Consider the following 24,520-nt stretch of genomic DNA (forward strand, 5'->3'; position numbering starts at 1 on the left):
TGCACAAAACTCCGCGCCCCTCCAAGCGCGGCATCCCCGCCGGTCAGGCGGCGAAGGAGATGGTTCACGTGTCCGCTACGCCCGTGCTGGCGTTGCGCGGAGTCTCCAAGCGATTCGGTGCGGTCCAGGCACTCACCGATGTCGACCTGGAGGTTCACGCCGGAGAAGTCGTCGCGCTCGTAGGCGACAACGGCGCAGGGAAGTCGACCCTGGTCAAGACGATCGCCGGTGTGCACCCCATCGATGACGGCGTCATCGAGTGGGAAGGCAAGCCGGTCAACATCAACCGGCCGCACGACGCCCAGGGTTTGGGCGTCGCCACCGTCTACCAGGACCTCGCGCTGTGCGACAACCTCGACGTCGTCGCCAACCTCTACCTCGGCAGCGAGATCAAGCGCGCCGGCGTGATCGACGAGGTCATGATGGAGAAGCGGTCCCGGGAGCTGCTCAGCACGCTGTCGATCCGCATCCCCAGCGTCCGCATCCCGATCGCCAGCCTCTCCGGTGGTCAGCGTCAGGTCGTCGCGATCGCGCGCGCCCTGATCGGTGACCCCAAGCTGGTCATCCTCGACGAGCCCACCGCCGCCCTCGGTGTCGAGCAGACCGCCCAGGTGCTCGACCTGGTCGAGCGGCTGCGCGAGCGCGGCCTCGCCGTCATCCTCATCAGCCACAACATGGTCGACGTCAAGGCCGTCGCCGACAAGGTGGCGGTACTGCGGCTCGGCCGCAACAACGGCGTCTTCGACGTCAAGAGCACGTCCCAGGAAGACATCATCTCCGCCATCACCGGTGCCACGGACAATGCCGTGACCCGCCGTCAGGGGCGGCGCACGGAGGCTGCAAAGTGAGCGACACGTCGAAGACCGTAAAGCAGGACGTGGTGGCAGCGTCGGTCGAGGACGCGTCCTCGGCGGCGGTGCCCGTGGTCGACCCGCGGCTGCTCGTGCGTGAAGAGGGCCTCAAGGGCTACCTCACCGAGTTCAAGCGCAAGGTGCGCGGCGGTGAGCTCGGTTCGCTGCCGGTCATCATCGGCCTGATCATCATCTGGACCATCTTCCAGACCCAGTCGAGCAACTTCCTGAGCGCCGGCAACCTGGCCAACATCGGCTTCTTCCTGGCCGCCACGGGCATGCTCGCCATCGGTCTGGTCTTCGTGCTGCTGCTCGGTGAGATCGACCTGTCGGTCGGCTCGGTCAGCGGTCTGGCCTCCGCCGTCTTCGCCATCTTCGTCACGAACCACGGGATGAACCCGTGGCTGGCCATGATCCTGGCCATCGTCACCGGCATCCTCATCGGTGCCCTGCACGGCTGGTTCTTCGCGAAGATCGGCGTCCCCGCGTTCGTCGTCACCCTGGCCGGCTTCCTCGGCTGGAACGGCCTGATGCTGCAGCTGCTCGGCGACAGCGGAAGCCTCTCGATCCCGGACGACGGCCCGCTGCACATCCTGGGCCAGCGTTCCTTCTTCATGGACCAGGACATCTCCGGCGCCTACCTGCTGGCCGGCCTCGGCACCGTGGCCATGCTGGCGGGCTCGCTGATCGAGCAGCGGCGGCGTCGTGCGGCCGGCGTCCCGTTCCGGCCCACCGGCGAGATCGCCTTCCGCGTGGGCGCCCTGGCGGTCGTCTCCTTCGTCGCCGCGTACGTCCTGAACCAGGCGAGCGGCGTGCCCAACGCGCTGGTCGTCTTCCTGGCGGCCCTGGTCGTCACGGACTTCGTGCTGCGGCGTACCTCCTACGGCCGCAAGGTGTTCGCGGTCGGTGGTGGCATCGAGGCCGCCCGTCGCGCCGGCATCAACGTCGCCATGGTCCGCATCTCGGTGTTCGCCATCTCCGGCGGCTTCGCGGCGCTCGGCGGTCTGTTCTTCGCCGCGCAGACCTTCACGGCGACCCTGGGCGCCGGCGGCGGCAACACCCTGATGCTGGCCATCGCGGCCGCGGTCATCGGTGGCACCAGCCTCTTCGGCGGCCGCGGAAACGTTTGGTCCGCGCTGCTCGGCATGCTGGTCATCCAGTCCATCCAGACCGGCCTGGACCTGCTCAACATGAACACCGCGCTCCAGTACATGATCACCGCCGCGGTGCTGCTCGCCGCCGTGGTCATCGACTCGGTGTCCCGCAAGAGCCAGAAGGCCTCGGGTCGCGGCTGAGGTTCCGCACCGCACCAGTGGCGTGACGTGCCCGGCGCAGGGAAGATCATCCCAGCGCCGGGCACGGGTGTGTGCGGAGCTGAAAACGCGAACACATACACTCGGGAAACCGGAAAGCGACAACAAGGAGGCACGGGTGGCTCTGCTGACCCGTATCAAGGGACCGCGCGACCTCGACCGGCTCAGCCCGGAGCAGCTGGTCGAGCTGGCAGGCGAGATCCGTACCTTCCTGGTCGACGAGGTCTCCAAGACGGGCGGGCACCTGGGGCCGAACCTGGGTGTCGTCGAACTGACCATCGCGCTCCACCGTGTCTTCGACTCGCCGCGGGACAAGGTGCTGTGGGACACCGGGCACCAGTCCTACGTCCACAAGCTGCTCACCGGCCGTCAGGACTTCTCCAAGCTCAAGAGCAAGGGGGGCCTGTCCGGCTACCCCTCGCGCGCCGAGTCCGAGCACGACGTCATCGAGAACAGCCACGCCTCCACGGTGCTCGGCTGGGCCGACGGCCTGGCCAAGGCCAACGAGCAGTTGGGCAAGCGCGACCACACCGTCGCCGTCATCGGTGACGGCGCGCTGACCGGCGGCATGGCCTGGGAGGCGCTGAACAACATCGCCACCGCCAAGGACCGCCCGCTGGTCATCGTCGTCAACGACAACGAGCGCTCCTACGCGCCGACCATCGGCGGCCTCGCCAACCACCTCGCCACGCTGCGCACCACCGACGGCTACGAGCGCTTCCTCACCCGCACCAAGGAACTGCTGGAGCGCACCCCGGTCATCGGCCAGCCGCTGTACGAGACCCTGCACGGCGCCAAGAAGGGCTTCAAGGACTTCATCGCCCCGCAGGGCATGTTCGAGGACCTGGGCCTGAAGTACGTCGGTCCGATCGACGGCCACGACGTCGCCGCCCTGGAGTCGGCGCTGCAGCGCGCCAAGCGCTTCGGCGGCCCGGTCATCGTCCACTGCCTGACGGAGAAGGGCCGCGGCTACACACCCGCCCTGCAGGACGAGGCCGACCGCTTCCACGCCGTCGGCAAGATCCACCCCGACACCGGCCTGCCGATCGCGGCCTCCGGCGCCGACTGGACCTCGGTCTTCGGCGAGGAGATGGTCAAGCTCGGCAGGGAGCGCAAGGACATCGTGGCCATCACCGCCGCGATGCTCCAGCCCGTGGGCCTGGACAAGTTCGCCAAGGCGTTCCCCGACCGCGTCTACGACGTCGGCATCGCCGAGCAGCACGCGGTGGTGTCCGCGGCGGGCCTGGCGACCGGCGGCCTGCACCCGGTCGTCGCCGTCTACGCGACCTTCCTCAACCGCGCCTTCGACCAGGTCCTGATGGACGTCGCGCTGCACAAGTGCGGCGTCACCTTCGTGCTGGACCGGGCCGGCATCACCGGCACCGACGGCGCCTCGCACAACGGCATGTGGGACATGTCGATCCTGCAGGTCGTCCCGGGCGTGCGGATCGCCGCCCCGCGCGACGCCGACCAGGTGCGCGCCCAGCTCCGCGAGGCCGTCGAGGTGTCGGACGCCCCGACCGTGGTCCGCTACTCCAAGGGCGCGGTCGGCCCGGCGGTCAAGGCCGTCGGCACGGTCGGCGGCATGGACGTGCTGCGTCGGGCCGAGCCCCAGGGCGACGACGCCAAGCCGGACGTTCTGCTGGTCTCCGTCGGCGCGCTCGCCCCGATGTGCCTGGAGATCGCCGACCTGCTCGACGCCCAGGGCATCACCACCACCGTCGTCGACCCCCGCTGGGTCGTGCCCGTCGACCCGGCCCTGCCCGGTCTCGCGGCCGGCCACCGGGTCGTCGTCACCGTCGAGGACAACGGGCGCGTCGGCGGTGTCGGCTCCGGCGTCGCCCAGGCGCTGCGCGACGCCGGCGTGGACGTGCCGCTGCGTGACTTCGGCATCCCGCAGGAGTTCCTCGACCACGCCAGCCGCAAGGAGGTCATGGCCGAGATCGGGCTGACCGCCCCGGACGTCGCGCGCCAGGTGACCGGCCTCGTCAGCCGGCTCGGGGGCCGCTACGCCGACGAGCCCGCGCCCCAGGTCGCGGGCGACTGACGGCCGCTCCCCGTCCTTGGCACCACCGGGCCGGGCGACACCCCAATGGGTGATCGCCCGGCCCTTCTGTTGATGTGTAGGCGCGCCAGATCCGGTCACAAGCATCTGCGGGTGCTGTGATGCAGGAACAACTGTGGAGGTGCGCCGGTGGACGTGGGCGGTAACGCTGCGAAGGGTCGGAGCGGTTTCTTCCGTACCAAATCGGTCGAGGACTCCCTGCGGGACACCCAGGAGCCCGAGCACGCGCTCAAGAAGTCGCTGTCCGCCCTCGACCTCACGGTCTTCGGCGTCGGCGTCGTCATCGGCACCGGCATCTTCGTCCTCACGGGCAAGGTGGCGAAGGAGAACGCGGGCCCCGCCGTCGCGCTGTCCTTCGTCGCCGCGGGCGTCGTGTGCGCACTCGCCGCCCTGTGCTACGCGGAGTTCGCCTCCACCGTGCCGGTGGCCGGATCCGCGTACACCTTCTCCTTCGCCACCCTCGGCGAACTGCCCGCCTGGATCATCGGCTGGGACCTCGTGCTGGAACTGGCGCTGGGCTGCGCCGTGGTCGCCGTCGGATGGTCCGGTTACCTGCGCTCGATCATGGACAACTGGGGCTGGCACCTGCCGTCCGTGCTGTCCGGCGGCGAACAGAGCGGCTTCCACTTCGACCTGCTGGCCTTCCTGCTGGTGGCCGTGCTCACCGCCGTCCTGGTCGCCGGGATGAAGCTGTCGGCCCGGGTCACCTCCGTGGTGGTCGCCATCAAGGTCACCGTGGTGCTGATCGTCATCATCGTGGGCGCGTTCTTCATCAAGGCCCACAACTACACCCCGTTCGTCCCGCCCGCCGTGCCGTCCGAGGGGGCGCAGGCCGGCATCAAGGCCCCGCTCATCCAGCTGATCTCGGGCTTCACGCCGTCCCAGTTCGGCGTCATGGGCATCTTCACCGCGGCGGCCGTGGTCTTCTTCGCGTACATCGGCTTCGACATCGTCGCCACCGCCGCCGAGGAGACCAGGAACCCGCAGCGGGACGTGCCGCGCGGCATCCTCGGCTCGCTGATCATCTGCACCGTGCTCTACGTCGCCGTCTCCATCGTCGTCACCGGCATGCAGCACTACACCCGGCTGACGGTGGACGCACCGCTGGCCGACGCCTTCAAGGCGGTGGGCCACCCCTTCTGGGCCGGGCTGATCGCCTTCGGCGCGGTGGTGGGCCTGACGACGGTCTGCATGATCCTGCTGCTCGGGCAGAGCCGGGTCTTCTTCGCGATGAGCCGCGACGGGCTGCTGCCGCGCTTCTTCTCCCGGGTGCACCCCACCCGGGGCACGCCCTACCGCTCGACGATCCTGCTCGGCGGCATCGTGGCGATCGTTGCGGGCTTCACGACCATCGAGGAACTGGCCGAGCTGGTGAACATCGGCACCCTCTTCGCGTTCATCGTCGTCGCCATCGGCGTCGTGGTGCTGCGCCGTACCCGCCCCGACCTGCCGCGTGCCTTCCGCACCCCGCTGGTGCCGTGGCTGCCCGCGGTGTCGGTGCTCGCCACGCTGTGGCTGATGCTCAACCTCCCCGCCGAGACCTGGCTGCGGTTCGCCATCTGGATGGCCCTCGGCTTCCTCGTCTACTTCCTCTACGGCTACCGGCACAGCCGGGTCCGCACACCGTCCCGGCAGAGGTGAGCTGACGCACCCGGAGGGCGCCCGGTACCTTGGGCGCGTGCCGACCCGCCCCGAGACCGCCCGCGCCGCCGCGCCCGCGCTCCCGGACCGGCAGGCGGACGGCGCCCCGTCCCGGGCGCCCTCGCCGTTCACCCGGTTCTCGTGGCCCGTGCTGCTCCCGCTGCTGACGCTGGTGGCGGCGCTGGTCCATCTGCCCTCCTTCGTACGTCCCGTCTGGAACCCCGACGAGGGGTTCCTCGCGACCCAGGCACGCGTGCTCGCCTCCGGAGGCGTCCTCTACGACACCGTCGTGGACCGCAAGCCCCCGCTGCTGCCGTGGCTCTACGAGGGGGCGTTCGCGCTCTTCGGCGACGGCTCGCTCCGGCCCCTGCGGGCGGCGGCCGTCGTCGCGCACGTGGTGACCGCGGCGCTGCTCGTCGCCATCGCCCGGCGGCGCTGGGGCGACCGGTGGGGCGCGGCCGCCGGGTTCGGCTACCTGCTGCTGTCGGTGGGGCTGGCGCCCGAGGACACACAGGCGGCCTCCTTCGAGGTCTTCACCCTGCCGTGGACGGTCGCCGCCGTGCTGTTGGCCGACCGCGGGCGCTGGGGCGCGGCCGGGGTCGCGGTGGCCGGGGCGGCGCTGACCAAGCAGACCGGCGCGGTGGTGCTCCTCCCGGTGCTCTGGATGCTGTGGCGGGCCCGGCGGGGGAGTGCGGCCGGGTCCGTCTCCGCGTCCGCCGGAGCGTGGGCCCGGCTGACGGCGGGGTGCGCGCTGCCCGTCGTGGCCGTGGCCCTGGCGACCGGTGCGGGGCGCTTCGTCTTCTGGACGGTCACCGGCTCCGGGGCCTACATCTCGCCCGAGGGAGCCTGGCTGCTCGCGGCCGGGCGGGGGCTCGGCAACGCCGCGATCCTCACGGCGGCCGGGGCGGGGGTGGTGCTGCCGGCCGTCTGGCTCGCCGTGCGCCGGAGGGCCGGCGCCGGGGCCGAGCTGTGGATCTGGCTCGGCGCGGCCGCCGTCGCCGTCGTGGCGGGCTTCCAGTTCTACGGTCACTACTACCTGCAACTGCTGCCCCCGCTCACGCTCGTCGGGGTGGCCGCGTTGCGCCGGCTGCCCGCGCGCGGTCCGGCCCGAAAGGCCGCCGCGGTCTGGACGGTGCTGGCGGCGGCAGTGTTCACCGGCTGGGGCTTCGCGGCACCGCGCGCCGAACTCGACCACGCCCGGACCGTCGCCGCCGCGATCCGCGCCCACACCGGCGCGGACGGGACCGTCCTGGTGTGGGGCATGCACCCGGAGCAGTACTGGCTCTCCGGGCGCGCACCGGCCGGCCGGTTCCTCACCGCGGGATTCCTCACCAACTTCAGCGGTGGCCGCGGCGGGGCCCGGGTCGGCGAGGAGTACGCCGTACCGGGCGCCTGGGCGGCCTTCCGCCGGGAGTTCTCCGCCGCGCCGCCGGCCGTCGTGGTCGACGACTCGCGGGGCGCCCCCTACGGCGCGGCGCACGTGCCCGGTCTGCGCCGCCTGCTCGACCGGGGCGGCTACGAGCGCGTCGCCACCGCCGACGGCGCGGTGCTGTACGCCCGGCTGCCCGGCCGGTAGTCAGGGACGCACCGACCGCGGCCCCGCGACGGCCGCGCCGTGGGCGGTCACGCGACGGCGCAGCTCGCGGTCGGCCGTCACGACCAGGCACGGCAGTTCCGGCGGACGGGCCGCGACGAGTTCGGCGATGAGGTCGTCACCGCTGCCGGGCGCCGCCTCGACCCGTACTCCCGGCACGGGTGCCACCCCCTGGGCCGCGCCCTCCACGACGAGCACGACGTCGAGCGGCGCCCGCCGGGCCCATTCCGGCACGTCCGCCCGTTCCGGGAGCCCGGTAGCGGCCAGCCCGGCGAGGGCGTCCCGCAGGCGCTCCGTCGCCCCGTGCCGGTCCCGCCACCACCCGTCGGGGACGGACCCCACGGTGTTGGCGGCGTCGACCACGACCAGGGGCGCTGTCCCACCGTTCACCGGCCCACCCTGTCACAACCGGGCCGGGGCCGGTTGTCCTGCCCGGTGACCGGCCGGCAGGGCAGGTGCACGGGGCGGAGCCGTACCCTCCCACGGAGCGTGTTCGTACGCGGTGGTAGAAAGTCCCGGTGAAGCAGACGAAGTCCAAGCGCTGGCGGTCCTACGCCGGGACGGTGATCGTCCTGGGCGTGGTGTTCGGGGGTTCGGCCGTCCTCGGGGCGCATGTGCGCAGTGAGAAGCAGCACGAGGTCAAGGCACCGGCCGGTGCCTCGGGCGAGGAACAGCTGGCGGTGCCGGTCAAGCCGACCAAGCTGCCGGTGACGCTGACCGTGTACGAGGACCTGCGCAGCCCGGAGTCGAAGGCCTTCGCCGCCGAGTACGGGGACACCCTCGCGAAGCTGGTCGCCACCGGCCAGGTGGGGATCGACTACCGCCTGGTGACGCCGACCGACTCCGCGGACGGTGGCACCGGCTCCCTGGCCGCCGCCAACGCGGCCGCGTGCGCCCAGGACGTGGGCCGGTTCCAGGAGTTCGTCGCGCAGGTGTGGGACGCCCAGCCCGCCGACGCCTCGGACGACCCGTTCACCAGTGACACCTTCCTGAAGGGCCTGGCCAAGAAGGCCGGCGACGTGGACGAGACGCACTTCGTCCCGTGCGTCCAGGGCGGGGACCACGACGGGTGGGTGCGGCGCTCTCAGGAGGAGTTCGCCGCGGCCGGGTTCACCTCCGCGCCGGTCGTGCAGGTGAACGGCGAGACCGTCACCGATCCTTCGGGCGGCGCGTCCGGGCTCACCCCCGAGGGGCTGACGAAGCTGGTCGACAAGGCCGTTGCCGAGGTCGTGAACAGCACCACCGCGACAGGCTGACCACACCGCCCGCTGTCATTACATCAGATTTAAGTGGAAATCGGGTAATAAGGGCATGTGGCACTCGATCGCGAGGAGTGGTGGTGCGCATGTCCACACCGGTGTTCGACGAGGTCGGGCCGCAGCCGGGCTGCGTCTGTGAGGACTGCGCACGGCGGCGGCTGATCCGGGCGGCGACCCGCGCCACGCCCCCGTGCGCGCCACCGGCCGCCGCTCCCGCCGCCCTGGTCCTCCTGGCCACGGCCGGCGCGGCCGTCATGGCGCCCGCCGCCGTGGCGGCCCCCGCGGAGGACGCCGGCCAGGCCGCGTCCACCGGCCTGACCGAGCAGGCGCAGCCCGACCGGATCGGCGCCGTGGCCCCGCTCCGGCTGACCCGCGACCAGATCCTGGAGCGGGCCCAGCGCTGGGTCGACGCCCGTGTCCCGTACGACATGCGCCGCCGCTGGCGGGACGGCTACCGGCAGGACTGCTCCGGATTCGTCTCCATGGCCTGGGGCCTGGGCAGCAGCCAGTGGACCGGGACGCTGCCGCGCTTCGCGGAACGGATCGGCCGCGGTGATCTCGAACCCGGCGACATCCTGCTCTTCCACAACCCCCGCGACCCCGTCGACGGCTCCCACGTCACGATCTTCGGCGGCTGGGCGAACGCCGCGCACAACCGCTACGTGGCCTACGAGGAGACCCGGCCGCGCGCCCGGGTGCGCACGACCCCGTACGCCTACTGGGACCATTCCAAGCGCTACGTCCCCTACCGCTACAAGTACCTGAGCGACGGGGGCTACGACGACTTCTACGACGACCTGTACGGCGACCTCGACCTCGGCGACCTGGCCTCCGGCTACCCGGGGAGCGTGTCCTTCGGCCCCGGCGCCTCCAACGGCTACGTCACCCGGCTCGGCCGGATGCTGCGGCAGCGGGGCGCGGGCGCGTACTACCACGACGGTCCGGGACCCCGCTGGAGCGACGCCGACCGCGAGGCCACCCGCGCCTTCCAGCGCGCCCAGGGCTGGAAAGGCGACCAGGCCGACGGCTTCCCCGGCCCCCTGACGTGGCGTTACCTGACCCAGGGCGCCGGGGCCGACGTCGGCGGCGGCCGCCCGACGGCGCCCCCGGCCCGCCCGTCCAGCCTGACCCAGCCGGCCTACCCGGGCATCGGGGGCTTCCGGCCCGGCCAGTCGGGCCCGCACGTGCTCGCGCTGGGACGGCGGCTGGCCGCCAAGGGCTTCGGCCGGTTCTACGCGAAGGGGCCCGGCCCCCGCTGGGGCGAGGCCGACCGGCGCGCGGTGGAGGCCTTCCAGCGGTCCCAGGGCTGGTCCGGAAACCAGGCCGACGGCTATCCCGGCCCCGAGACATGGAGGCGGCTCTTCTCATGACGATCACCCCCCAGGGGAGCCCCGCCGGGTTCCCCGTGCCCGCTCAGTCCCCCACCAAGGGCGCGGTTCCCGGCCCGCCCGCCGTGACACCGCTGTCGGACATCACCGAACGCCCGGGACGCTGCCTGCCCGGCGGCGTCGCCGTGCTCACCATCCTGGCGGCGGCCTGCGGGACGGCCGCGCTCCTGCTGGGCCCCGCCGGGACGTCCCCCGCCGTCCGCGGCGGCGCCGTGGCCGTCCTCGCCGCGGTGACCGCCCTGACCGCGCTCGGCCTCGTCCGGGGCCGCCCCGGCTCCGTCTGGCTGCTCACCCGGCATGGCGCCTACCGCGGCACCGTCCGCCGCACCGGGCTGCTGTGGATCAGCCCGCTGCTCGTCCGCCGCCGCGTCGACACCAGCCTGCACCACTGGCGCAGCAGCCCGATCGAGGCCACCGACGCCGAGGGAACCCCGCTGCTGGTCACGGTCCTGATGGTGTGGCGGGTCCGCGACACCGCGCGGGCCGCCTTCACCGTCCACGATCACGTCCGCTACCTGCGCGCACTGGTGGAGGCCGCGGTCGCCCGCGGTGTGTCCCGGCTGCCCGCCGACGACTTCCGCGGCCCCGGCCCCACGCTCCGCGACACCGACCGCCTCACGGACGACCTCACCCGGATGCTCGTCCAGGACCTGAAGCCCGTCGGCATCGAGGTGTTCTCCGCTCAGCCCGTCCGCATCGAGTACGCCCCCGCCGTGGCCACCGCGCTGCGCCGCGCCCAACTGGCCGCCCTGGACGACCGGCACCGCCGCGCCGCCCTCGACGCCGCGCTGACGGCCGTCGGCGAGACGGTACGGGGCCTGACCGAGCGCGGCCTGGTCGACCTCGACGACTACGAACGCAAGGCCCTCGTAAGGGACCTGACGGTCGCCTACTGCACGGCCCACGTCCCCGAAGCCGCGGCGCAGACCGCCTGAGGCACACCGACGCGAAGGGGCCCCCGCCGTCCGGCGGGGGCCCCTTCCGCGTACGCGGCCGGCGTTACGCCGGGACGGAGGCCACGCCCGGGGCCAGGAACGGCTTGCCGTTCACCCGCTCCGAGACGCCCTCACGGTCCAGGTACGGCGTGATGCCGCCCAGGTGGAAGGGCCAGCCGGCACCGGTGATCAGGCACAGGTCGATGTCCTGCGCCTCGGCGACGACGCCCTCCTCCAGCATGATCCCGATCTCCTGCGCGACGGCGTCCAGGACGCGGGCGCGCACCTGCTCCTGCGTCAGGACGCTGTCGCCCTGCACCAGGAGCGCGGCGACCTCGGGGTCCAGCTCCGGCTTGAAGCCGTTCTCGGCGGAGTAGACGTAGAAGCCGCGCTTGCCCGCCTTGACGACGGCCGCGAGGTTCGGGGAGACCGTGAAGCGGTCCGGGAAGGCGCGGTTGAGCGTCTCGGAGACGTGCAGACCGATCGCCGGGCCGACCAGCTCCAGCAGCACCAGCGGGGACATCGGCAGGCCGAGCGGCTCGATGGCCTTCTCCGCCGTCTCCACCGGGGTGCCCTCGTCGATGACGTTCTGGATCTCGCCCATGAAGCGGGTGAGGATGCGGTTGACGACGAACGCCGGGGCGTCCTTGGTCAGCACCGCGGTCTTCTTCAGCTTCTTCGCCACGGCGAACGCGGTGGCCAGCGACGCGTCGTCGGTCTGCTCGCCGCGCACGATCTCCAGCAGCGGCAGCACCGCGACCGGGTTGAAGAAGTGGAAGCCGACGACCCGCTCGGGGTGCTTCAGCTTCGAGGCCATCTCGGAGACCGAGAGGGAGGAGGTGTTGGTGGCCAGGATCGTCTCCGGCTTCACCACCGCCTCGACCTCGGCGAACACCTGCTGCTTGACGCCGATCTCCTCGAAGACCGCCTCGATGACGAAGTCCGCGTCGCCGAAGGCGGCGGCCTTGTCGAGGGAGCCGGACACCAGGCCCTTGAGGCGGTTCGCCTTGTCCTGGTTGACCCGGCCCTTGAGCAGCAGCTTGTCGATCTCGCCGTGGACGTAGCCGACGCCCTTGTCCACGCGCTCCTGGTCGATGTCGGTGAGGACCACCGGCACCTCCAGGCGGCGCGCGAAGAGCAGCGCCAACTGCGAGGCCATCAGACCGGCGCCGACGACGCCCACCTTGGTGACCGGGCGGGCCAGGTTCTTGTCCGGGGCGCCGGCCGGGCGCTTGCCGCGCTTCTGCACCAGGTTGAAGGCGTAGATGCCGGAGCGCAGCTCGCCGCCCATGATGAGGTCCGCGAGGGCCTCGTCCTCGGCGTCGAAGCCGGCGGACAGGTCACCGTCCTTGGCGGCGGCGATGATGTCCAGCGCGCGGTACGCGGCCGGGGCGGCGCCGTGCACCTTGGAGTCGGCGAAGGCGCGGCCCTTGGCGACGGCCTCGTCCCACGCCGCGCCGCGGTCCACCTCGGGGCGGACGATCTGGATCTCGCCCTTGAGGACGGCGGCCGTCCAGGACAGCGACTGCTCCAGGAAGTCCGCGCCGTCGAACAGCGCGTCGGCGATGCCCAGGTCGTAGACCTGACCACCCTTCAGCTGCTTGTTCTGGTTGAGCGAGTTCTCGATGATGACGCTCACCGCGCGCTCGGCGCCGATGAGGTTCGGCAGCAGCGCGCAGCCGCCCCAGCCCGGCACCAGGCCCAGGAAGACCTCGGGGAGGGAGAACGCCGGGATGGCCGAGGAGACGGTGCGGTAGCTGCAGTGCAGGCCGACCTCGACGCCGCCGCCCATGGCCGCGCCGTTGTAGTACGCGAAGGTCGGGACCGCGAGGGACTGCAGACGGCGGAAGACGTCGTGGCCGCCCTTGCCGATCGCCAGCGCGTCCTCACGCCGCTTCAGCAGCTCGACGCCCTTGAGGTCGGCGCCGACCGCGAAGATGAACGGCTTGCCGGTGATGCCGACACCGACGATCCCGCCGTCCGCGGCCTCCTTCTCGACCTGGTCGAGGGCGCCGCTCAGGTTCGCCAGCGACTGCGGTCCGAAGGTGGTCGGCTTGGTGTGGTCCAGGCCGTTGTCCAGGGTGATGAGCGCGAAACGCCCGGCGCCCTGGGGGAGGTCGAGGTGGCGCACCTGCGCCTGCGTCACGACCTCGTCCGGGAACAGCTCGGCCGCTCCCTTGAGGAGCTCGGCGGTGGTGGTCACTTGCTGCCTCCGTCGAAGTGCGGGTTCTCCCAGATCACGGTGCCGCCCATGCCGAAGCCGACGCACATGGTGGTCAGGCCGTAGCGGACGTGCGGCTGCTCCTCGAACTGGCGGGCCAGCTGCGTCATCAGACGGACGCCGGAGGAAGCGAGCGGGTGGCCGAACGCGATGGCGCCACCGTACTGGTTGACGCGTGCGTCGTCGTCGGCGATGCCGTAGTGGTCGAGGAACGACAGCACCTGCACGGCGAACGCCTCGTTGACCTCGAACAGGCCGATGTCGGAGATCGACAGGCCCGCCTTGGCGAGCGCCTTCTCCGTCGCCGGGACCGGGCCGATGCCCATCACCTCGGGCTCGACGCCCACGAAGGCGTAGGAGACCAGACGCATCTTCACCGGGAGCTCCAGCTCCCGGGCGACGTCCTCGGCGGCGATCAGGGAGGCGGTGGCACCGTCGTTCAGACCCGCCGAGTTGCCCGCCGTCACGTTGCCGTGGGCGCGGAACGGGGTCTTGAGGCCCGCAAGGTTCTCCAGCGTGGTGCCCGGGCGCATCGGCTCGTCGGCCGTGGCCAGGCCCCAGCCGGTCTCGCCGCCCTCGGGGGAGGTGCGGCGCACCGAGATCGGCACCAGGTCCTGCTGGATCTTGCCGTTCGCGTACGCCTTCGCCGCCTTCTCCTGGCTGCGCACCGCGTACTCGTCGGCGCGCTGCTTGGTGAGGTGCGGGAAGCGGTCGTGCAGGTTCTCCGCCGTCATGCCCATGAACAGCGCGGACTCGTCGACCAGCTTCTCCGACACGAAGCGCGGGTTGGGGTCCACGCCCTCGCCCATCGGGTGCCGGCCCATGTGCTCCACGCCGCCCGCGAGCGCCACGTCGTACGCGCCGAAGGCGATGCCCCCGGCGACGCTGGTGACCGCGGTCATCGCGCCCGCGCACATGCGGTCGATGGAGAAACCGGGCACCGACTTGGGCAGTCCCGCCAGGATCGCGGCCGTACGGCCCAGGGTCAGGCCCTGGTCGCCGATCTGGGTGGTCGCGGCGATGGCGACCTCGTCGATGAGCTCCGGGGAGAGCGCGGGGTTGCGCCGCAGCAGCTCCCGGATGGACTTGATGACCAGGTCGTCGGCACGGGTCTCGTGGTAGATGCCCTTCGGGCCCGCCTTGCCGAACGGGGTGCGGACGCCGTCGACGAAGACGACGTCCCTAGCGGTACGAGGCACGTTGGCTCTCCTCAAGATGCGGGTTCGCTTGCCGCGGGCAGAAGACGGCGGCTCCGCCGTACATGCTACTCGCGGGTAACCGATGTGCACAGTGCGGGTGTGCGGGGTCACACGTTCGGTCTCCCTCCGGGGTTCCCGCGTGCGGCCGTTCGTGCTTTCCGTGGGGTTTCTCCCCGCCCCCCGCCCTCCCCCAGCCTTCGGCCGGGGGGACCCCCATGGGCGCACCCCGCCACACCCCCTCATGCCGGTTGAGGCGCATGACGGCCGGTGGGGGTGAGAAGGGCACCTGCGGCAACCCCGGACCGCCTTCTGAACCCCCCACCGGCCGTTGGTCGCCGCAGGATACGGACGGGGCGGGGGAGTTGGGGGCACCCCCGGCCGAAGGCTGGGGGAGGGTGGGCGTTCTGGACGCTGATGTGTATGTGTTGTGCGGCACAGACGGCACAACGAGTACCGCCCGCCATGCACATAAATATGCGGTCCAGAATGCCCAGCCCCGGAGGCCCCGACCCCGGCCCACCCACGAACCGCGCGAGGCCCGCACCAACCGCGCCGGATGGGGGTCCCCGCGGCCGAAGGCTGGGGGAGGGAGGGCGGGCGGGGGATGCCCGCCGCAGGCGCACACAGCCCGCACACGAGGCACGGGCCGCGAGGGGCACCCCCTGGGTCACACCGCCGGCGTTGCCGCGAGCGCCGCCGTGAGGATGGGCGTGGTGAGCTCGACCTGCCAGGGGCGCGCGCCGGCGTCCTGGAGGAAGGCCGACACCGACTCGGGGCTGCGGTCCCGCGGGGGCGCCCAGCACAGGCGGCGGACGGTGTCCGGGGTGATGAGGTTCTCCTGGGGGAGGTTCAGCTGCTCCGCCAGCGCCGAGACCGCCGCGCGGGCCGCGGAGAGCCGGGCCGCGGCGGCCGGGTCCTTGTCGGCCCAGGCGCGCGGGGGCGGGGGGCCGGTGTAGGCGGGGCCGGGCTGCGGGAGGTCGCGCTCGGGGATGCTGCGGGCGTGGTCGATCGCGGCCTGCCACTGCTCCAGCTGGCGCCGCCCCATGCGGTGCCCGAACCCCGGGAGCGCGGCCAGCGCGTGCGCGTTGGGGGTGGCCTCCAGCGAGGCGGTGACGATCGCGGCGTCGGTGAGGACCCGGCCGGGGGAGACGTCCCGTTCGCGGGCGAGCCGGTCCCGGAGGTTCCACAGTTCGCGCACGACCGCCATCTGACGGCGCCGGCGCACCTTGTGCATGCCGGAGGTGCGGCGCCAGGGGTCGACGCGGGGCGGGGGCGGCGGGGCCGCGGCGATGGCCGCGAACTCCTGCAGCGCCCACTCCAGCTTGCCCTGGGCGCGCAGTTCCTCCTCCAGCGCGTCGCGCAGGTCGACCAGGAGCTCGACGTCGAGCGCGGCGTACCGCAGCCACGGCTCGGGGAGCGGCCGGGTCGACCAGTCGACGGCGGAGTGGCCCTTCTCCAGGGCGTACCCGAGGACGTTCTCCACCATCGCGCCGAGCCCGACCCGGGCGAACCCGGCGAGGCGGCCGGCCAGCTCGGTGTCGAACAGCCGGGCGGGCCGCATGCCGGCCTCGTCGAGGCACGGCAGGTCCTGCGTGGCGGCGTGCAGCACCCATTCCGTGCCGTCGAGCGCGGCGCTCAGCGCCGACAGGTCCGGACAGGCGACGGGGTCGATCAGCGCGGTCCCTGCCCCGGTGCGGCGCAGCTGGACCAGATAGGCCCGCTGACCGTAGCGGTAGCCGGATGCGCGCTCGGCGTCGACGGCGACAGGTCCGGAGCCCGCGGCGAAAGCCGCGACGATGTCGGCGAAGGCCTCCGGGCTGGCGGTCACCGGCGGGATTCCCTCGCGCGGGTCCAGCAGCGGGACCGGCGCCGGGGGTGCTTCTGTTGCGGTCTCTCGGGCGTCGGTCACCAGTCAAGAGTATCTGTGTACAGCAGCCGCCCGCCGACGGAACGTTCCGTCGGCGGGCGCACGCGGGATATGACTTCGATCAGTGGATGATGCCGGTACGCAGCGCTACCGCGACCATGCCCGCGCGGTCACCGGTGCCCAGCTTGCGGGCGATCCGGGCCAGGTGGCTCTTCACGGTCAGCGCCGACAGCCCCATGGAGACGCCGATCGCCTTGTTCGACTGGCCCTCCGCGACCAGCCGCAGCACCTCCACCTCGCGGCCGGACAGTTCGCGGTAGCCGCCGCCGTGGCCCGGGGCACCCGGTGGGCGGCGCTGCAGCCGCTGGCCGGCCGGGCCGAGGGGTACGGCGCCGGGGCGGCCCGGGATGCCGAGGTTGGTGCGGGTGCCGGTGACGACGTAGCCCTTCACACCGCCCGCGAGGGCGTTGCGCACGGCACCGATGTCGTCGGCGGCGGACAGGGCCAGGCCGTTGGGCCAGCCCGCCGCCCGGGTCTCGGCGAGCAGGGTCAGCCCGGAGCCGTCGGGGAGGTGTACGTCGGCGACGCAGATGTCTCGGGGGGTGCCCACCCGGGGCCTTGCCTCGGCGATGGAGGACGCCTCGATCACGTCGCGTACTCCGAGCGCCCACAAGTGGCGCGTGACGGTGGAACGTACGCGGGGATCGGCGACCACCACCATCGCCGTCGGCTTGTTGGGGCGGTAGGCGACCAGGCTTGTGGGGTGCTCGAGAAGAACCGACACCGGGCCTCCTGGGACATTGGCGGGAAGGGTCACAGGTTCCTTCGGCAGCAACTTCGCCCGGCTTTAGAGAATGATCACGACTTGTTTAGTAACAATTCCGGCAATTCGGACGCGCTGTCGACCAGGGTCGATCGAAGGTGTGAAGATCGCGGTCACCGGGTGTCAGACCTTGTTGACGGCGGTAAAGCGAATGGTCAGCGCGGGCGCGGCGGCCCTCAGCGCGTCTGCTGCGGACCGCGCCGCTTCGGCAGCGGCACCACCGAGGGGCCGCCGCCCGGCGGGGGGCAGGAGGGGTCCGAGGGCGCCGGCGGCAGCCCCGCGCAGGTGCACACCAGGTCGCACCAGGCCGCCAGGTGGGTGGCCATGTCCGGTACGCCGCCGTTCACGGCGAGCGGCGTCCACGAGGCCCGGATCTCGATGCGGGTGGAGTCCTCCCGCCCGGCCAGGGCGCCGAAGTGGTGCGAGGAGCTGCGCGAGACCGTGCCGCCCGCCGCGGTGAAGGCCGCGCCGCGGCCCTCCAGGGCACCGGTCAGCCACGACCAGCTGACCTCGGGCAGCAGCGGGTCCGCCGCGATCTCCGGCTCCAGCTCCGCCCGGACGAGGGTGACCAGCCGGAAGGCGCCGTGCCAGCCCTCCTGCCCGTCGGGGTCGTAGAGCAGCACCAGGCGCCCGTCCCCGATCTCCTCGTCGTCGACGACGACCGCCGCCTCCAGGGCGTACGCGTGCGGTGCCAGGCGCTTGGGCGGGGGCACCGGATCGAGCTCCACCTCGTGCCGTACCCGGGCGCGCAGCAGTGCGTCGACCGCGTGCTGGAACGGGAGGGGGGCGTCGTTCCCGTCCGAGAGGTGCCCATGAGCCGCTGCCATGCCCGGAAGCGTAGGCCGAAGGGGGCCCGCAGTGAGGGAGGACACCCGGTCGGGCGGGTCGCCCACTTGGCGCATGCGAAGATTCGGGGGTGAGTGCGCACCAGCAGACCGCTGCTTCCCCCTTCATCCTGGCGTGCCGGCGCCGGCCCGTGCCGCACACCCCCGTGTGGTTCATGCGCCAGGCCGGGCGCTCCCTCCCCGAGTACCTCAAGCTGCGCGAGGGCATCCCCATGCTCGAGTCGTGCATGCGGCCCGACCTCGTCACCGAGATCACGCTGCAGCCCGTACGGCGGCACAAGGTCGACGCGGCGATCTACTTCAGCGACATCGTGGTGCCGCTCAAGGCCATCGGGCTGGACCTCGACATCAAGCCGGGCGTCGGCCCGGTCGTCGAGCAGCCCATCCGCACCAGGGAGGACCTGCAGCGCCTGCGGCCGCTCGACCCGGACGACGTCAAGTACGTCACCGAGGCGATCGGCATGCTCACGGGTGAACTCGGCACGACGCCGCTGATCGGCTTCGCGGGCGCGCCCTTCACCCTGGCGAGCTACCTCGTCGAGGGCGGTCCGTCGCGCAACCACGAGCGCACCAAGGCCCTCATGTACGGAGAGCCCGAGCTGTGGGCGGAGCTCCTGGACCGCCTCGCGGACATCACCTCGGCCTTCCTGAAGGTGCAGATCGAGGCCGGCGCCAGCGCGGTGCAGCTCTTCGACTCCTGGGTCGGCGCGCTCGCCCCCGAGGACTACCGGCGCTACGTCATGCCCGCCTCCGTCAAGGTCTTCCGGGCCGTCGCGGACTACGGCGTGCCCCGCATCCACTTCGGCGTCGGCACCGGCGAGCTGCTCGGGCTCATGGGCGAGGCCGGCGCGGACGTGGTCGGTGTGGACTGGCGCGTCCCGCTGGACGAGGCCGCCCGCAGGGTCGGCCCCGGCAAGGCGCTCCAGGGCAACCTGGACCCCGCGGTGCTCTTCGCCCCGCGCGAGGCGGTGGAGAAGAAGACCCGCGAGGTCCTGTACTCGGCCGGAGCCGCCCCGGGCCACATCTTCAACCTGGGCCACGGCGTCCTGCCCACCACGGACCCCGACGCCCTGACCCGTCTCGTGGACTTCGTCCACACCGAGACGGCCCGCTGACGGCGGTGTCCCCGCGCCGCCCGGCGGCGCGGGGACACCGGGTCCGCCGCTACTCCCGCGGCTGTGCCCCGCCGTCGCCCGCACCGATCGGCGCGGGCACGGTCACCGGCTGCGGGGGCGCGGCGACGGGACGCCGGGCGGGCAGCACCCGGCGCAGCAGCCGGAAGCCCAGGTAGCCGAGGAGGGCCAGCGCCGCGAACGGGGCCAGCACGGCGAGGGCGACCAGGAGGGCCCGCAGGGTCAGGTAGAAGGCGTGCCAGCCGCTGCCGAAGGCGCTGCCCACGGTGGCCCAGAAGCCGTCGTCCTCCTTCTCCGGCGCCTCCTTGACGGCCGGCTCCTGCACCTCCAGCGTGATCGTCGCCATCCCGGTCCGCTCCTTGAGCGAGGCCTGCTGGGCCTCCAGCGACTCCAGGTCGGCCTGGCGGGAGCTGAGTTCGCTCTCCAGGGAGACGATGTCGCTGAGCCTCGTCGCCCGGTCCATCAGCTCCCGTACCCGCGCCACGCTCGCCCGCTGCGTCTTGAGCCGGCTCTCGACGTCCACGACCTGGCCGGTGACGTCCTGGGCGTCCACCTTGCGGTTGCGGAGCGTGCCCAGCTCCGACAGGTCGCGCAGCACCCGGTCGTAGCCGTCCGGCGGCACGCGGAGCGTGATGGTGGAGTACTCGCGGCCGTCGTCGTCCAGGCTGGTGCTCTCGTTGCCGACGTAGCCGCCCGTCCCCTCCACGAGCGTGCGCGCCTTGGCCACGGCGCCGGAGACGTTCTTGGCCTCGACCGTCAACGTCGCCGTGCGCACGATGTAGGACTGCGCCAGGGTCGGGGTCTTTCCCGCCCCGGTGCCGGACCCCTTGCCGGTGGCGTTCTTCGCGTCGCCGTCCGCCCCGGTGGCCGCGGTCTGCGCGCCGGGACGCTCGGCCAGGTCGGGTGCGGCGGCGCCCGCCTTGCCGCCCGCCTCGCTGGAACTGCTGTCGGTGCTGTCGGCGCCGCAGCCGGTGAGCGAGAGGGCCGCGGCCAGTGCCAGGGCGCCGAGGACGGCGGCAAGTGGTCTGCGGGCGGTGGTGGTTGACGTGCTCACAGGGCGTCCCCCCGGGGTCGTTGCGTCTGTTGCCGATTCGACGCGAGGGGCGCGGGGCGGGTTTCGGGTCCGTGATCCCGAAGAGGTCACGGTTAGGGCTCGTTCCGGCGTCTGAGACAGTGGAGCCATGAGCAATACGCAGCCCCGGGCCGGGCATGTGGTGGTCGTGGGCGGCGGGGTCTCCGGACTCGCCGCGGCGCATTTCCTGCTGGAGGACGGCGTGGCACGGGTGACCGTGCTGGAGTCCTCCGGGCGCCTGGGCGGGAAGCTGTACGCGGACGAGATCGCGGGCGTCCCGGTCGACCTGGGCGCCGAGTCGATCCTGGCGCGCCGTCCCGAGGCGGTCGACCTGGCCCGCGCCGTCGGCCTCGGCGACGACCTGGAGGCGCCCGCCACGACGAACGCGGGCCTGTGGACGCGCGGCCGGCTGCGCCCCATGCCCAAGGGCGGCGTCATGGGCGTCCCCGGCGACCTCGGCGCGCTCGCCGCGTCCGGGGTGCTCACGGCGGCCGGCCTCGCGCGGCTGCCGCTCGACCACGTCCTGCCCCGCACCAAGGTGGGCGAGGACGTGGCGGTGGGCGCCTACGTCGCCGCCCGGCTGGGCCACGAGGTCGTCGACCGGCTCGTCGAACCGCTGCTCGGCGGGGTGTACGCGGGCAACGCGTACGAGATCTCGCTGCGCGCCGCCATCCCGCAGCTGTACGAGGGCGCGCGCAGCGGCCGCTCGCTGATCGAGGCCGTCCGCGAGAGCCAGCGCAAGGCCGCCGCCGCGCGGCAGGACGGCCCCGTCTTCGCCGGCATCCGCGGAGGCGTCGGGCGGCTGCCGGTCGCCGTCGCCGCGGCCTGCCGGGCCGCCGGTGCCCGCATCGAGACCGACGCCCCGGTGCGGACGCTGCGCCGCACCCCCGACGGCTGGGAGGTCGCCTTCGACCACGACGGCACCCGCGAGACGCTGTCCGCGGACGCGGTCGTGCTCGCCGTGCCGGCCCCGGCCGCCGCCAAGCTGCTGGCCGCCGAGTCACCGGGCGCCGCCGCCGAGCTCTCGACGGTGGAGTACGCCAGCGTCGCCCTGGTCACCATGGCCTTCCGGCGCCGCGAGATCGCCCACGCGCTGCCCGGCAGCGGCTTCCTCGTCCCGCCGGTGGACGGGCGCACCATCAAGGCGTCCACGTTCTCCGCCCAGAAGTGGCACTGGAGCGGCGCCGCCGACCCGGACGTCTACGTCCTGCGCACCTCGATCGGCCGGCACGGCCAGGAGGCCGACCTCGCGTGGGACGACACCGACCTCGTCCGCCTCTCCCGCGAGGACCTCGGCGAGGCCGTCGGGCTCACCGCGGCCCCGGTCGCGGCCCGTGTCACCCGCTGGGACGGCGGCCTGCCGCAGTACCCGGTCGGCCACCTGGCCCGCGTCGCGCGGCTGCGCGAGCACGTCGCGAAGCTGCCCGGCCTCGAGGTGTGCGGCGCCCTCTACGAGGGCGTCGGCATCCCGGCCTGCGTCGCGAGCGCGCGCGGCGCGGCCACGCAGGTCCTGGGCACCCTGCGGCGGGCGGCGGAACCGGACGCGGGACAATAGCCCCATGACCGACTCCACTGCATCCGCCGCCCCCGCCAAGGCCCCCAACGCCGGCAAGAAGGCCAAGGACCTCAACGAGGTCATCCGCTACACCCTCTGGTCGGTGTTCCGGCTGCGCGACGTCCTGCCCGACGACCGCACCCGCTACGCGGAGGAGGTGGAGGAGCTCTTCGAGCAGCTCGCAGAGAAGGACGTCACGGTCCGCGGCACGTACGACCTGTCCGGGCTGCGCGCCGACGCGGACGTCATGATCTGGTGGCACTCCGAGACCGCCGACGCCCTCCAGGACGCGTACAACCGCTTCCGCCGCACCATGCTGGGGCGCCTGCTGGAGCCCGTCTGGTCGAACATGGCCCTGCACCGCCCGGCGGAGTTCAACAAGAGCCACATCCCCGCCTTCCTCGCCGACGAGACGGCCCGCGACTACGTCTCCGTCTACCCCTTCGTCCGCTCCTACGACTGGTACCTCCTCCCCGACGAGGACCGCCGCCGCATGCTGGCCGACCACGGCAAGATGGCGCGGGGCTACCCGGACGTGCGGGCGAACACGGTGGCGTCGTTCTCGCTGGGCGACTACGAGTGGATCCTGGCCTTCGAGGCGGACGAGCTGCACCGCATCGTGGACCTGATGCGTCATCTGCGGGCCTCGGAGGCGCGTATGCACGTCCGCGAGGAGGTGCCGTTCTACACGGGTCGTCGTAAGTCGGTGGCGGATCTGGTGGCGGGTCTGGCCTGAGGTCCGGCCCCGCGCGGTGCGTCAGCTCAGGGCGGCGCGGAGGGCGGGGTCGGGGAGGGCGGAGGGGCCCCGGACGGCGACGGCGGTGAGGAGCTGCCGGCGGTCGTCGGGGGACGGGCCGTCGGGGACGTCGACGGCACGCAGCAGCTCGCGGCCCGCGGGGGCGGCCCAGTGGGTGTAGGAGTGGATCTCGAAGCGCGCGATGGCCAGGCAGCCCAGGGTGACCAGCAGCGGGAGCGCGAACCACGGCAGCAGGGACCGGCCGGCGGGGCTGAGGGTCGTCGCGGCGGCCAGCATGGCCAGGATGAGGGCGGAGGCCGCGCGGACCTCGCGGATGCCGGTGGAGATCGACTCCCGGGCCGCGGGAGGCACCGCGAGCCCCGCGTCGGCGAGGCCCTGCGCCAAGGCGCGGACCCCGTCGGAGGTCGCGTGCGCCGTGCGTATCGCGGGGACGGGGGCCTGACCCTCGGGGCCGGTGGCGGCGATCAGGGAGCGCTCGATGGCGTCCCGGCCGTCCGGGTCGACGACGGTCGCCCAGCCCGTCCTGGCGAGCAGCAGCCGCCGTTCGCGCCCCATCGTGACCATCGCCAGTTCGGTGACCCGGCGCGGTCCGCCGGACAGGAAGGCCATCTCGTAGAGCCCGAGCGCGTGGTCGGCGGCCGCTGCGGCGGCCCCGTCAGGCAGATCGGCCGCGGCGACCGCCGCCCTGCACAGGCGTGTGCAGGAGGCGATCGCCGCGGCCCAGGCCACGAGGAGGAAGAGCATCCACATGGGGGAGTTGTAGCCGACCCCCGTGGGGGTCCGCCCGCGGTTTCCCGAATCGGGGGCGGCGCGGGCTACCGCGTCAGCCGCAGTTGCGGTTGCCGTTGATGCAGCTGACGACCTGGTTCATCAGGCGGGTCGGCATGAAGTTGGCGAAGTCCGCGTGGTCCGTGACCGGCTTGTGCAGCTGCTCGGGGAAGCTGTCGAGCGCGTAGTTCGGGCCCTGCGGGACCTTGTAGGTGAGCCGCATCTTCAGCTGGGGCACGGCCTTGAAACCGGCCTGGCACTGCCCGGCACCGTCGGGGAAGACGATGTGCGTGCGGTGGTTGGCGCTGTCGACGTTGGTCCCGTCCCAGCAGCTGGGGAAGTTCAGCGTGCGGACCACCCGGCTGCCCTGCGGGCACAGCGGGTACTTGTCGGTGAGCTGGCGGTTCTCGAAGCCGGTGCAGCTCCACGACGCCTTGGCGTTGGCGACGCCGTTGGTGAAGGACTTGGCGTCACCCATGATGATCCGCAGCGTGGACGGCATCGCCACCACCTTGGCCCTCGGGTTGCCCCCGAAGAGCAGCTGCACCGAGGTGGCCTGCAGGATGGTGCCGGTGTTGCCGTCGGCGTCCGGCGCGTCGTTGGCGGAGCGGGTGCGCAGCACCGGCCAGAAGTACGCCGACTTGTCCCCGCGGGCGCAGGTGGTGCCGGCCGCGGCCAGGGATTCGTTGGTCGAGAAGCCGTCGGTGCTCAGGTTGCCGACGTAGTCGTGGACGTGGTGCGCGCCGTTGGCGACGCCGGGGGCCACGATGAAGTTGTCGGGGTTGTGGTGCTTGTTCTCGTTGCGGCCGCAGCGCGCCGTGAACGTGCCGCGCGAGGCGCCCCGCTGGTTCGCCGCCCGCTGGACGTTGGGCTGGACGGAGCGGATGTCGGCGAAGTCCTCGGGGGCGGGGCCGTTGGTCTGCGTGCCGCCGCCGGCGGGCGCGGACGCAGAGGCCGAGGCCGAGGCGGACGCCGAGGGGGCCGCGGAGCCGTTCTGGCCGCCGTTGTTCTGCCCGCCGTTGTTCTGGCCCCCGTTGTCCGCCTTGGTGCTGTTCCCCGGGCTGGGGCTCTGCCAGCCGCCCGAGTGACCGGAGTTGGACCGCCAGTGGGCCGAGGCCGAACCGGTGACCAGGGCGAAGGTGCCGCCGGAGCCGAGCAGTGCCAGCACGGCTATCAGCACGAGTTGCTTGGTGCTCAACCTGCGCCGGTGGTTCATGTGTTGTCGTGTGGGCAT

At 72.7% G+C, this 24,520-nt stretch carries 20 protein-coding genes; 11 read left to right on the forward strand and 9 right to left on the reverse strand.

Features of this window, described 5'->3' with window-relative positions; genetic code table 11:
* Positions 1-59 precede the first annotated feature (59 nt).
* From ACFYYN_RS07110 to ACFYYN_RS07130, 5 genes are all read left to right on the forward strand, one after another.
* The gene (locus ACFYYN_RS07110) at positions 60-848 is read left to right on the forward strand and encodes a sugar ABC transporter ATP-binding protein (protein WP_499514582.1); all 789 of its coding nucleotides are present in this window, start codon (positions 60-62) and stop codon (positions 846-848) included.
* Entirely contained in the window at positions 845-2,146 is a 1,302-nt protein-coding gene (locus tag ACFYYN_RS07115) for a sugar ABC transporter permease (RefSeq protein ID WP_500321828.1), read from the forward strand. The genes ACFYYN_RS07110 and ACFYYN_RS07115 overlap by 4 nt, the downstream gene beginning before the upstream one ends.
* A gap of 136 nt (positions 2,147-2,282) precedes the next feature.
* Positions 2,283-4,211 carry a 1-deoxy-D-xylulose-5-phosphate synthase gene (dxs, locus tag ACFYYN_RS07120; protein ID WP_500544979.1) on the forward strand — a complete coding sequence of 643 codons (1,929 nt, stop codon included), beginning with the start codon at positions 2,283-2,285 and terminating at the stop codon, positions 4,209-4,211.
* 147 nt (positions 4,212-4,358) lie between these two features.
* Positions 4,359-5,870 carry an amino acid permease gene (locus ACFYYN_RS07125; protein WP_500321825.1) on the forward strand — a complete coding sequence of 504 codons (1,512 nt, stop codon included), beginning with the start codon at positions 4,359-4,361 and terminating at the stop codon, positions 5,868-5,870.
* A 37-nt stretch (positions 5,871-5,907) separates the two neighbouring features.
* Entirely contained in the window at positions 5,908-7,446 is a 1,539-nt protein-coding gene (locus ACFYYN_RS07130) for a glycosyltransferase family 39 protein (RefSeq protein WP_500544981.1), read from the forward strand.
* Here ACFYYN_RS07130 and ACFYYN_RS07135 read toward each other — a convergent pair whose 3' ends face one another.
* On the reverse strand, positions 7,447-7,854 hold the full coding sequence (locus tag ACFYYN_RS07135) for an NTP pyrophosphohydrolase (RefSeq protein WP_500544982.1): 408 nt from the start codon (positions 7,852-7,854) through the stop codon (positions 7,447-7,449).
* A 128-nt stretch (positions 7,855-7,982) separates the two neighbouring features.
* Here ACFYYN_RS07135 and ACFYYN_RS07140 point away from each other — a divergent pair, with 128 nt between their 5' ends.
* The 3 genes from ACFYYN_RS07140 to ACFYYN_RS07150 all read left to right on the forward strand — a co-directional run bounded on the left by ACFYYN_RS07140 (position 7,983) and on the right by ACFYYN_RS07150 (position 11,046).
* The gene (locus tag ACFYYN_RS07140) at positions 7,983-8,720 is read left to right on the forward strand and encodes a DsbA family protein (RefSeq protein WP_500544983.1); all 738 of its coding nucleotides are present in this window, start codon (positions 7,983-7,985) and stop codon (positions 8,718-8,720) included.
* A gap of 89 nt (positions 8,721-8,809) precedes the next feature.
* Positions 8,810-10,093, forward strand: coding sequence for a peptidoglycan-binding protein (locus tag ACFYYN_RS07145; protein ID WP_500544985.1), 1,284 nt, complete (start codon positions 8,810-8,812; stop codon positions 10,091-10,093).
* Positions 10,090-11,046, forward strand: a complete 957-nt coding sequence (locus ACFYYN_RS07150; RefSeq protein WP_499514590.1) for an SPFH domain-containing protein — start codon at positions 10,090-10,092, stop codon at positions 11,044-11,046. The genes ACFYYN_RS07145 and ACFYYN_RS07150 overlap by 4 nt, the downstream gene beginning before the upstream one ends.
* 64 nt (positions 11,047-11,110) lie before the next feature.
* On the opposite strand, the gene ACFYYN_RS07155 is transcribed toward ACFYYN_RS07150, so the two are convergent.
* From ACFYYN_RS07155 to ACFYYN_RS07175, 5 genes are all read right to left on the reverse strand, one after another.
* Complete coding sequence (locus ACFYYN_RS07155; RefSeq protein WP_500544986.1) at positions 11,111-13,249, reverse strand: 3-hydroxyacyl-CoA dehydrogenase NAD-binding domain-containing protein; 2,139 nt, start codon at positions 13,247-13,249, stop codon at positions 11,111-11,113.
* A complete protein-coding gene (locus ACFYYN_RS07160) occupies positions 13,246-14,466 on the reverse strand; it encodes a thiolase family protein (protein WP_500321816.1) in 1,221 nt (406 codons plus the stop codon). Before ACFYYN_RS07160 ends, ACFYYN_RS07155 begins: the two co-directional genes overlap by 4 nt.
* A gap of 667 nt (positions 14,467-15,133) precedes the next feature.
* Positions 15,134-16,375: an HRDC domain-containing protein gene (locus ACFYYN_RS07165; RefSeq protein ID WP_500321815.1), complete on the reverse strand. Its 1,242-nt coding sequence runs from the start codon at positions 16,373-16,375 to the stop codon at positions 15,134-15,136.
* 79 nt (positions 16,376-16,454) lie between these two features.
* Positions 16,455-17,117 carry a response regulator transcription factor gene (locus tag ACFYYN_RS07170; protein ID WP_018563211.1) on the reverse strand — a complete coding sequence of 221 codons (663 nt, stop codon included), beginning with the start codon at positions 17,115-17,117 and terminating at the stop codon, positions 16,455-16,457.
* Positions 17,118-17,332: 215 nt separating this feature from the next.
* Positions 17,333-17,983, reverse strand: a complete 651-nt coding sequence (locus ACFYYN_RS07175) for a DUF3000 domain-containing protein (RefSeq protein WP_500544987.1) — start codon at positions 17,981-17,983, stop codon at positions 17,333-17,335.
* A gap of 89 nt (positions 17,984-18,072) precedes the next feature.
* Between ACFYYN_RS07175 and hemE the strand changes: the two genes are divergently transcribed.
* Complete coding sequence (hemE, locus tag ACFYYN_RS07180) at positions 18,073-19,116, forward strand: uroporphyrinogen decarboxylase (protein WP_499514595.1); 1,044 nt, start codon at positions 18,073-18,075, stop codon at positions 19,114-19,116.
* 49 nt (positions 19,117-19,165) lie between these two features.
* Here the strand turns inward: hemE and ACFYYN_RS07185 are convergent, their stop codons facing one another.
* Entirely contained in the window at positions 19,166-20,188 is a 1,023-nt protein-coding gene (locus ACFYYN_RS07185) for a DUF4349 domain-containing protein (RefSeq protein ID WP_500544988.1), read from the reverse strand.
* Positions 20,189-20,315: 127 nt separating this feature from the next.
* Here ACFYYN_RS07185 and hemG point away from each other — a divergent pair, with 127 nt between their 5' ends.
* On the forward strand, positions 20,316-21,761 hold the full coding sequence (gene hemG / locus ACFYYN_RS07190; RefSeq protein WP_500544989.1) for a protoporphyrinogen oxidase: 1,446 nt from the start codon (positions 20,316-20,318) through the stop codon (positions 21,759-21,761).
* 4 nt (positions 21,762-21,765) lie between these two features.
* A complete protein-coding gene (gene hemQ, locus ACFYYN_RS07195) occupies positions 21,766-22,497 on the forward strand; it encodes a hydrogen peroxide-dependent heme synthase (protein ID WP_499514598.1) in 732 nt (243 codons plus the stop codon).
* Between the two features lie 21 nt (positions 22,498-22,518).
* On the opposite strand, the gene ACFYYN_RS07200 is transcribed toward hemQ, so the two are convergent.
* Positions 22,519-23,268 carry a TIGR04222 domain-containing membrane protein gene (locus tag ACFYYN_RS07200; RefSeq protein WP_500544990.1) on the reverse strand — a complete coding sequence of 250 codons (750 nt, stop codon included), beginning with the start codon at positions 23,266-23,268 and terminating at the stop codon, positions 22,519-22,521.
* 73 nt (positions 23,269-23,341) lie between these two features.
* Positions 23,342-24,520 (reverse strand): DUF1996 domain-containing protein, encoded by a 1,179-nt coding sequence (locus tag ACFYYN_RS07205; RefSeq protein WP_500438065.1) that lies wholly within the window; start codon positions 24,518-24,520, stop codon positions 23,342-23,344.

Source organism: Streptomyces sp. NPDC001902 (assembly GCF_042891295.1).
GTDB lineage: Bacteria > Actinomycetota > Actinomycetes > Streptomycetales > Streptomycetaceae > Actinacidiphila.